7 protein-coding genes are annotated in these 9,587 nt (G+C 69.2%); 4 read left to right on the top strand and 3 right to left on the bottom strand.

Translation table 11 applies throughout. The features are described from left to right. Positions 1-409: 409 nt before the first annotated feature. Complete coding sequence (locus ACWDZ6_RS04980) at positions 410-1,363, bottom strand: pirin family protein (protein ID WP_451501695.1); 954 nt, start codon at positions 1,361-1,363, stop codon at positions 410-412. 129 nt (positions 1,364-1,492) lie between these two features. Further along, positions 1,493-1,942, bottom strand: coding sequence for an SseB family protein (locus ACWDZ6_RS04975; RefSeq protein ID WP_326651263.1), 450 nt, complete (start codon positions 1,940-1,942; stop codon positions 1,493-1,495). 332 nt (positions 1,943-2,274) lie between these two features. Between ACWDZ6_RS04975 and ACWDZ6_RS04970 the strand changes: the two genes are divergently transcribed. The 4 genes from ACWDZ6_RS04970 to ACWDZ6_RS04955 all read left to right on the top strand — a co-directional run bounded on the left by ACWDZ6_RS04970 (position 2,275) and on the right by ACWDZ6_RS04955 (position 7,701). Further along, positions 2,275-4,101: an acyl-CoA dehydrogenase gene (locus ACWDZ6_RS04970; protein ID WP_451501914.1), complete on the top strand. Its 1,827-nt coding sequence runs from the start codon at positions 2,275-2,277 to the stop codon at positions 4,099-4,101. Positions 4,102-4,267: 166 nt separating this feature from the next. After that, a complete protein-coding gene (locus ACWDZ6_RS04965; protein WP_451501694.1) occupies positions 4,268-5,560 on the top strand; it encodes a M18 family aminopeptidase in 1,293 nt (430 codons plus the stop codon). Between the two features lie 120 nt (positions 5,561-5,680). Next, on the top strand, positions 5,681-7,255 hold the full coding sequence (locus tag ACWDZ6_RS04960) for a hypothetical protein (protein ID WP_451501693.1): 1,575 nt from the start codon (positions 5,681-5,683) through the stop codon (positions 7,253-7,255). A gap of 74 nt (positions 7,256-7,329) precedes the next feature. Continuing rightward, positions 7,330-7,701: a hypothetical protein gene (locus tag ACWDZ6_RS04955; RefSeq protein WP_451501692.1), complete on the top strand. Its 372-nt coding sequence runs from the start codon at positions 7,330-7,332 to the stop codon at positions 7,699-7,701. A 43-nt stretch (positions 7,702-7,744) separates the two neighbouring features. Here the strand turns inward: ACWDZ6_RS04955 and ACWDZ6_RS04950 are convergent, their stop codons facing one another. Then, positions 7,745-9,568 carry an NHL domain-containing thioredoxin family protein gene (locus ACWDZ6_RS04950; protein ID WP_451501691.1) on the bottom strand — a complete coding sequence of 608 codons (1,824 nt, stop codon included), beginning with the start codon at positions 9,566-9,568 and terminating at the stop codon, positions 7,745-7,747. Positions 9,569-9,587: the final 19 nt, after the last annotated feature.

The raw sequence follows: 9,587 nt of genomic DNA, 5'->3' as shown, positions 1-9,587 counted from the left end.
GGCGTTGGTGGTTGCTCTCCGGTGGGTGGTTTCCACCGGCGAACCGCCGCACCCCCCGGTGATCACCCGGTCTCGTGGGCCCCGGGGGACGTCGGCGAGTGGTTTCCACCGGCGAACCGGCACACCCCCCGGTGATCACCCGGTCCCGTGCGCGGGGGCGCAGTCGTCCGGTCATGTGGTGAGCCTGGGCCGGGTGCGCAGTCACCCGATCATGTGGTGAGCCTGGGCCGGGGGCGTTGGTGGTTGCTCTCCGGTGGGTGGTTTCCACCGGCGAACCGCCGCACCCCCCGGTGATCACCCGGTCTCGTGGGCCCCGGGGGACGTCGGTGGGTGGTTTCCACCGGCGAACCGCCGCACCCCCCGGCGATCACCCCGTCATGGGGGTGATCACCCCGTCATGGGCAAGGTCTCAGCCCCGTCCCACCGGGACCGTGCCCAGGCGGCCCGCCTGGAAGTCGTCCATGGCCTGCTGCAGCTCCGCGCGGTTGTTCATCACGAACGGACCGTAGTGCGCCATCGGCTCCCGGATCGGGCGCCCGCCCAGCAGTACGACCTCCAGGTCCGGGCTGTTCGAGTCCTGGGACTCGTCCGCGCGGACCGTGAGAGACCCGCCCGCCCCGAACACCGCCGTCTGGCCCTTGTGCACCGGACGCCGGTCCGTACCCACCGCACCGCGACCCGCCAGCACATACGCCAGACCGTTGAAGTCCTCGCGCCACGGCAGCGTGATCTCCGCACCCGGCCGCAGCGTCGCGTGGATCATCGTGATCGGCGTGTGCGTGATGCCCGGGCCCTCGTGCCCGTCGAGCTCACCCGCGATGACCCGCAGCAGCGCACCCCCGTCCGGCGAGGTCAACAGCTGGACCTGGCCGCCGCGGATGTCCTGGTACCTGGGGTCCATCATCTTGTCGCTCGCCGGCAGGTTCACCCAGAGCTGGAGCCCGTGGAACAGACCGCCCGATGCGACCAGCGACTCCGGCGGCGCCTCGATATGAAGCAGGCCCGAGCCCGCTGTCATCCACTGGGTGTCGCCGTTCTGGATGGTTCCGCCGCCGCCGTTGCTGTCCTGGTGGACGAAGGTTCCGTCGATCAGGTACGTGACCGTCTCGAAGCCACGGTGCGGATGCCACGGCGTGCCCTTCGGCTCGCCGGGCGCGTACTCCACCTCGCCCATCTGGTCCATCATGATGAATGGGTCGAGGTACTGGTAGTTGATCCCGGCGAACGCACGTCGCACCGGGAAGCCCTCCCCCTCGAAGCCCCCCGGCGCCGTTGTCACGGCGAGCACGGGGCGCGGCACGGCCCCGGCCGACGCGGAGACGCGCGGCAGGGTGAGCGGGTTCTCGACAGTCACTGCGGGCATGACGGGACCTCCTTGTGCGACCAGTTTAGTTGAAGACTGAACTTCTTGTCACCTGGAACGCACGACGCCCGGGAGGAATTCCTCCCGGGCGCCCAGAGATCCGGACCCGTCCAGCCGCACACCCGATCGTCAGCCGTACATCCGCCGCATCGCGAAGTCCACCATCTGCTCCACGGCCTTCGCGTCGAAGACCATCCGGTGATCACCCTCCATGTCGAGAACGAAGCCGTACCCGGTCGGCAGCAGGTCGATCACCTCCGCGCCCGTGATCACGAAGTACTTCGACTCCTTGCCCGCGTATCTGCGCAGCTCCTTGAGCGAGGTGAACATCGGGATGACAGGTTGCTGGGTGTTGTGCAGCGCCAGGAACCCGGGGTTGTCACCGCGCGGGCAGTAGACCTTCGAGGTCGCGAAGATCTGCTGGAAGTCCTCCGCGGACAGCGACGCGGTGGTGAAGGCCCGCACCGCGTCGGCGAGCGAGGGCGGCGACGGCTCGGGGTACAGCGGCTGCTCCCCGTAGGAGGGCTGCTGGGGCACGTACTGCTGCTGGGCGCCCGGATTCTGGTCGTAGCCGTACATGCCCGCAAGAGTACCGAGGCAGCCGAGTCCGGTGGGCCGGACCACGTCACCCGGTCGACAGCCCGACGCCGGTTACGCGCACAACAGCCCCGGTCGGCTTCGGGCCATGAACGCCACCGCCCCCTTGACCACCCGCTGTTGCTCACCAATCCCCCGCGAACCGCGGACAGGGACCGCCTTCGCCCGGCATGCTCGGACAGGGCCCCGCAGCGAGCCATGTCACAGATAGCCCAATAGGGGTTGCTTCTTATTACCGACGGGTAGCATCATCGTAGCTACTTACTGGTACGTGGATGATCCATCCGCCTCCCGATCTTTACGGAGCCGTCGCCATGGGGCACTACAAGTCGAATCTCCGCGACATCGAGTTCAACCTCTTCGAGGTCCTCGGGCGCGACAAGCTGTACGGCACCGGCCCGTTCGCGGAGATGGATGTCGACACCGCCAAGTCGATCCTCGAAGAGATCGCCCGCCTCGCCGAGAACGAGCTGGCCGAATCCTTCGCGGACTCCGACCGCAACCCGCCGGTCTTCGACCCCGCCACCAACACCGCGCCCGTCCCGGCGTCCTTCAAGAAGAGCTACCAGGCCTTCATGGACTCCGAGTACTGGCGCCTCGGCCTGCCCGAGGAGATCGGCGGCACCACCTCCCCGCGCTCCCTGATCTGGTCGTACGCGGAGCTGCTGCTCGGCTCGAACCCGGCCATCTGGATGTACTCCTCGGGTCCGGCCTTCGCCGGCATCCTCTTCGAGGAGGGCAACGAGGCGCAGAAGAAGGTCGCCGAGATAGCCGTCGAGAAGCGCTGGGGCTCCACCATGGTGCTCACCGAGCCGGACGCCGGCTCGGACGTCGGCGCCGGCCGCACCAAGGCCGTCGAGCAGCCGGACGGCTCCTGGCACATCGAGGGTGTGAAGCGCTTCATCACCTCCGGTGAGCACGACATGGAGGAGAACATCCTTCACTACGTGCTGGCCCGCCCCGAGGGCCACGGCCCCGGCACCAAGGGTCTGTCGCTCTTCCTCGTGCCGAAGTTCCACTTCGACTGGGAGACCGGCGAGCTGGGCGAGCGCAACGGCGTCTACGCCACGAACGTCGAGCACAAGATGGGTCTCAAGGCCTCCAACACCTGCGAGATGACCTTCGGCGACCAGCACCCCGCCAAGGGCTGGCTGATCGGCGACAAGCACGACGGCATCCGCCAGATGTTCATGATCATCGAGTTCGCCCGGATGATGGTCGGCACGAAGGCCATCGCGACCCTGTCGACCGGCTACCTCAACGCACTGGAGTACGCCAAGGAGCGCGTCCAGGGCCAGGACCTGGTGAACTTCGCGGACAAGACCGCGCCCAAGGTCACCATCACTCACCACCCCGATGTGCGCCGTTCGCTGATGACGCAGAAGGCGTACGCCGAGGGCATGCGCGCCCTGGTGCTGTACACCGCGTCGGTCCAGGACGAGATCGCCCTCAAGGAGGCCGCGGGCGAGGACGCCAAGTCGCTCGTCGCCCTCAACGACCTGCTGCTGCCGATCGTGAAGGGCTACGGCTCCGAGAGGTCGTACGAGCAGCTGGCCCAGTCGCTGCAGACCTTCGGCGGCTCCGGCTACCTCCAGGAGTACCCGGTCGAGCAGTACATCCGGGACGCCAAGATCGACACCCTCTACGAGGGCACCACGGCCATCCAGGGCCAGGACTACTTCTTCCGGAAGATCGTCCGCGACCAGGGCCAGGCGCTGAACACCCTCTCCGAGGAGATCAAGAAGTTCCTGGCGGTCGGTACCGGCGGCGAGGAGCTGGCCCCGGCCCGCGACGCGCTCGCCAAGGCCGCCGTCGACCTCGAGGCGATCGTCGGCACGATGACGAACGACCTCATCGCCACCGGCGAGGACGTCAGGAACATCTACAAGGTGGGCCTCAACACCACCCGCCTGCTGATGGCCTCCGGCGATGTGGTCGTCGGCTACCTGCTGCTGCGCGGCGCGGCCGTCGCCGCGGAGAAGCTCGAGACCGCGGCCGCCAAGGATGTCCCGTTCTACCAGGGCAAGATCGCGGCCGCGAAGTTCTTCGCCGCCAACGTCCTGCCGGGCGTCTCCGCCGAGCGGGCGCTCGCCGAGACCGTCGACAACTCCCTGATGGAGCTGGACGAGGCCGCGTTCTGATCCGCGCCGCAGTTCCTGTTCCAGACCGCGCGGCGCGTCCACAGCCTGTGCAGTGAAGCGGCCCGCCCCCTCTCCGGGGGCGGGCCGTCTCCATGCCCGGCTCCGGCTGCTGACCCATGATTCGGCAGCCGCCGCCCCGCGCACGCCCCTCGTTAAGGTGAACCCCATGAGCACACCCGCCCGCTTCGACCGCGGCCACACCGACGACATGATGACCTTCCTCGCGGCGAGCCCTTCGCCGTACCACGCGGTGGCCAACGCGGCCGCGCGGCTGGAGAAGGACGGCTTCCGCCAGGTGCTGGAGACGGATGCCTGGGACGGCACCACCGGCGGCAAGTACGTGCTGCGCGGCGGGGCGATCATCGCCTGGTACGTGCCCGAGGGCGCTCAGGCCCACACCCCCTTCCGGATCGTCGGCGCCCACACCGACTCCCCGAATCTGCGGGTGAAGCCGGAGCCGGACACCGGGGCGTACGGCTGGCGCCAGATCGCCGTCGAGGTCTACGGCGGGACGCTGCTCAACACCTGGCTGGACCGGGATCTGGGTCTCGCGGGCCGGCTCACCCTGCGCGACGGCAGCCACCGCCTGGTCAACATCGACCGGGCGCTGCTGCGCGTACCGCAGCTCGCCGTCCACCTGGACCGCTCCGTCAACACCGACGGGCTCAAGCTCGACCGGCAGAAGCACCTCCAGCCGATCTGGGGCCTCGGCAACGTCGAGGAGGGCGACCTGATCCGGTTCCTGGAGCAGGAGGCGGGGCTCGCGCAGGGCGAGGTCGCCGGCTGGGACCTGATGGTGCACTCCATCGAGCCGCCCGCCTATCTGGGCCGTGACCAGGAGCTGGTGGCCGGGCCGCGGATGGACAACCTGCTGTCGGTGCACGCGGGCACGGCCGCGCTCGCCGCGGCCGCCGAGTCGGGGGACCTGCCGTACATCCCGGTGCTCGCCGCCTTCGACCACGAGGAGAACGGCTCACAGGCCGACACCGGCGCCGACGGCCCGCTGCTCGGCAATGTGCTGGAGCGCTCGGTGTTCGCGCGCGGCGGTGCGTACGAGGACAAGGCGCGCGCCTTCGCGGGCACGGTGTGCCTGTCCTCCGACACCGGCCACGCCGTCCACCCCAACTACGCGGAGCGCCACGACCCGACGCACCACCCGCGCGCCAACGGCGGCCCGATCCTCAAGGTCAACGTGAACCAGCGGTACGCCACCGACGGCAGCGGCCGGGCCGTCTTCGCCGCGGCCTGCGAGCGGGCCGATGTGCCGTGGCAGACGTTCGTGTCGAACAACGCGATGCCCTGCGGCACGACCATCGGCCCGATCACCGCCGCCCGGCACGGCATCCAGACCGTCGACATCGGCGTCGCGATCCTGTCGATGCACAGTGCGCGCGAGCTGTGCGGCGCGAAGGACCCGTATCTGCTGGCGAACGCGCTGGTGTCATTCCTGACGGACTGACAGGTCCGTTGTCCGACACGCCCCGGGCCCGCTTAGCATGGGGGTTCGGGGCGCGTCTCATTGACCACTTTGTTTTCTCTTCTCTCACGCGCCCCTCGAATCGTCCGGGGGGACGCACACGTGAAGCGCAGCATTTCCTTTGCCCTGTCCGCCTCTGTGGTACTGGGTGTACTCGCGGTGCCCGTCACCGCCGTCGCCGCCGCGGGGCCGACCGCCCTCAAGGTCTCCGGCCACGACAAGCAGTTCGGCCGCCTCTTCGTCGACGACCTGTTGACCGACAGCGACGTGACGGGCATCAGCGCCGTCGTCCACAAGCCGGGCGAGAACGTTGCCGTCGAGTGGGTCCATGACTTCGAGCTCGCGTCGGGCGACAGGAGGACGGGCGACTGGATCACCAAGAAGGACGTCAAGCTCGAGATCACCGGCGTATTCGCCGTCGACCTGATCGTCAGGGAGTCCGACGGCGACGAGACGACCCTCAAGGACGTCGGCACCTACGACTACACGGCCAGGAAGTACTTCCAGGAATTCGGCGTCGACCGGCCCCGGCCGACCGTCGACGACCAGAAGGTCACCGCGAGCGGCCGGCTCGCCGAGTGGCAGCCCATCACGCACGAGAGCAAGCCCGTCGCCGGTTCGAGCGTGCGCATCCACAACGGGTCCTACGTCGAGACGGTGAGGACGGACGCGGACGGCAGGTTCTCCGACTGGTTCATCGCGGACTCCGGGCCCAGTCCGGTCCGTGCGTACTACGGGAACCTGTCGAGCGAGCCGCTGCAGGTCGCGCCCAAGGGCCTGCCCGCCCGCGTCACGCTCGACAAGTCCGACTTCAGCGGCACGTTCGGCGCGCCGGTCAAGGTCACCGGCAAGGTCGAGTACGAACTCAACGGCGTCTGGAAGACGACGAATTACGCGGACGTGGAGGTCGTGAACGCGGCGGGGACATGGGAGGGGAGCGCCGTCACCGCCGAGGACGGGCGTTTCAGCCTCGAGACGAAGATCCCCTTCGCGGGCGACAAGCGGCAGCTGAAGGTGGGCTACGGCGACTGGTTCTCCAACAAGCCGAGCGTCCCGCTCACCTTCCGCACCACCGGCTACAGCTCCATCGACCAGTTCGAGATCAAGCTCGGCTTCGACTCGAAGCTGACCGTGTCCGGTCTGCTGGACGTCCAGGGCGCTCCGCGACCGCACAACAAGCTCGACATCCAGGTGTCCAGGAACGGCAAGGACGGCTGGACGAAGCTCAAGACGCTGGCGCTCACCGAGGACAGGTACTTCCGGGCGGACATCCCCGCACCGGCGTCCGGCCACTACCGCGCGGTCTACTCCGGCTCCACGAACGTGCGGGGTTCGGTGAGCCCAGTCCTCAAGGCGAGCCTCATCCCGACCCGCATAAAGGACTACAAGGTCACGCCGAAGGTCAAGAAGCGCGGCGCGATCGCCGTCTCCGGCACGCTGCAGCACGCCGCACCGGCCTGGAAGGCGTACGGCGGCAGGAAGGTGATGATCTTCTTCTCGCCCAAGGCCAGGCCGAAGGAGTCGTACCTGCTGGGCGAGGTGACGACCGCGGCCAACGGCACGTTCAGGAAGAGCTTCAAGGAGCGGGGCGACGGCACGATCTTCGCGCTGCACATCGACACCGACTCGAATCACCTGATGAACGCGAAGGTCTCGGGCTACGTCGACGTGAAGTAACCCTGCCGGGGCGGGCGGGTGTTGGCCTGTTCGCGAAACATCCGGGAAAGGCCCGGCCGGGCACGGTGGTGCACATGGTTCTGCTCGGTCATCCGGCGGTCGATGCGCGCCACCACGGCCCGTCGCGCGCCACCCTGTTCCTCGTGCTCGCCTCGGCGGGCGCGGTCCTGCTCGCCGGCTGCTGGCTGGTGATCCAGCGGCACAACGAACGGCCGCCCTGGGCAGAGGACATCGCGTACGAAGCGGGCTTCATCCAGGGCAACCGCATCAGGCAGTACGACCCGACCGGCCAGGAGGCGAAGAACCTCCTGGCCGGCGGCTGCGAACGGCTGCGGGCGGCCGGCCGGGGCGGGCGCAAGGCCACCTACGACGCCGGTCTGTGGGTGACCGGCTGTCTGGACGGCGCGGCGGGCCGGCCGCCCGAGAAGCAGGGCATGTTCCACTAGGGCCCCACCGTCCCGGCTCGTCGGCCGCCGCTTCCCCGGACTGCTATCCCTCGTCCATCCCGGCCAGTACGAGCCCCAGACGCGTCGTCCCTTCGGCGCTCACCCGCACCGGAACGCCCCAGTCCTGCTGGTGCATATGGCAGGCCGGGTACTCGTTCTCCGGGTCGTCGTCGCAGGACGCCGCCATCGCCGACACATGCAGTACGCCCTCGGCGACCGACGGGTCGATCTCCAGCTCGCGCGAGAGATCGGTGCCCGTGCCCTCGCCGCCCCTCAGCAGCCCGAGCGGGGTCGAGGAGACGAGCAGCCGGGTCGAGGGGCCGTACCGGGTGTCGAGCTTCTGTCCGGCCGGAGCCTGGAAGACCACGTCCAGCCGGAGCCTGCCCGGGGCGACCTCGGTGGCGGCGCGCCGGGTGCGGTGGGCGACGGCCTCGACGCGCACCGCCTCCTCCGGCAGCCGCAGCCGGGTCAGCCGGTGCCTGGCGGACTCCACCACCACGATGTCGTCGCCGGCCAGCACGGCGCCGCTCGGCTCCCGCAGATCGGTGGCGAGCGTGGTCACTTCGCCGCTCGCGGGGTCGAAGCGGCGCAGCGCATGGTTGTAGGTGTCGCTGATGGCGACCGACCCGTCGGGCAGCGCGGTGACACCCAGCGGATGCTGCAGCAGCGCCTGCCCGGCGGCACCGTCCCGGTGCCCGAAGTCGAAGAGGCCGGTGCCGACTGCCGTGTGCACCACCAGATCGTGGTCGATCCAGCGCACCGCGGAGGTCTCCGAGTCGGCGATCCACAGCCGGTCCCCGGTCGCCGCGAGCCCGGACGGCTGCGCGAACCACGCCTCGGCCGCCGGCCCGTCCACCAGCCCTTCGTTGGTGGTACCGGCCCCGACCTGCACGGTCCCGGCCGCCGGGTCGTAGGTCCACAGCTGGTGGACGCCCGCCATCGCGATCCACAGCTTCCCGCCCCACCAGGCCACGTCCCACGGCGAGGAGAGCGACACATCGAGGGCCGGGCCGCTCGTCGGCGAGCCTTGCCACCACTGCTTGCCGGTGCCTGCGAGGGTCTCGACCGCCCCGGTTTCCGGATCGTAGGCGCGGATGGTGTGGTTCACGGTGTCCGCGACCGCGACCCGGCCGTCGGGCAGCAGCGCGAGGCCCTGCGGCTCGTTGAACTCGCCGCCGCCACTGCCACTGCCACTGATGCGCCGTACGACGCTCTCACCGTCCGGCTCGAGCTCGACCAGCTGATTCCGGGTCGAGTCGGAGACAAGGAAGTTGCCGGAGGGCAGCAGCAGCGCCTTGCCGGGGAAGCGCAGATCGGTGGCGACCGGCTCGGGCGCGACATACGGCCCGTCACCGCGCCGCAGCGTCCCCTTCGCTGCGTGCTCGGCCTCGAGTTCCTCGACCAGCTTCTCGATGGCGTGGGCATGCCCCTCGCCGGCGTGCTGAGCGACGATATAGCCCTCGGGGTCGATGACGACGAGGGTCGGCCAGGCCCGGACGGCGTACTGCTTCCAGGTGGCCAGCTCGGGGTCGTCCAGCACCGGGTGGTGCACCTGGTAGCGCTCGACGGCATCGACCACGGCCTGGTGGTCGGCCTCGTGCACGAACTTCGGCGAATGGACCCCGATGATCACCAGGGTGTCGCGGTGCTTCTCCTCGAGCTCACGCAACTCGTCCAGGACATGCAGACAGTTAATGCAACAAAATGTCCAGAAATCGACAACAACGCACTTACCTCGCAGGTCGGCGAGGGTGAGCTCTTGGCCCCCCGTGTTGAGCCAGCCACCCTTGCCGATCAGCTCGGGGGCACGAACACGGGCGCGACGGGGTGCGGGCGCGGGGGTGGGCGCCGGGGCAGCATCGTTCATGCTTCAAGCTTGCCATCCG

Source organism: Streptomyces sp. NPDC002926, assembly GCF_053591755.1.
Note: the sequence above shows the minus strand (reverse complement) of the source record. Positions and strands in the feature narration are given on the sequence as shown.

Bases quoted from the DNA above. Each gene is read 5' to 3' on its own strand.
- ACWDZ6_RS04980 (WP_451501695.1), bottom strand. From the start codon at position 1,363: ATGCCCGCAGTGACTGTCGAGAACCCGCTCACCCTGCCGCGCGTCTCC.
- ACWDZ6_RS04975 (WP_326651263.1), bottom strand. From the start codon at position 1,942: ATGTACGGCTACGACCAGAATCCGGGCGCCCAGCAGCAGTACGTGCCC.
- ACWDZ6_RS04970 (WP_451501914.1), top strand. From the start codon at position 2,275: ATGGGGCACTACAAGTCGAATCTCCGCGACATCGAGTTCAACCTCTTC.
- ACWDZ6_RS04965 (WP_451501694.1), top strand. From the start codon at position 4,268: ATGAGCACACCCGCCCGCTTCGACCGCGGCCACACCGACGACATGATG.
- ACWDZ6_RS04955 (WP_451501692.1), top strand. From the start codon at position 7,330: ATGGTTCTGCTCGGTCATCCGGCGGTCGATGCGCGCCACCACGGCCCG.
- ACWDZ6_RS04950 (WP_451501691.1), bottom strand. From the start codon at position 9,568: ATGAACGATGCTGCCCCGGCGCCCACCCCCGCGCCCGCACCCCGTCGC.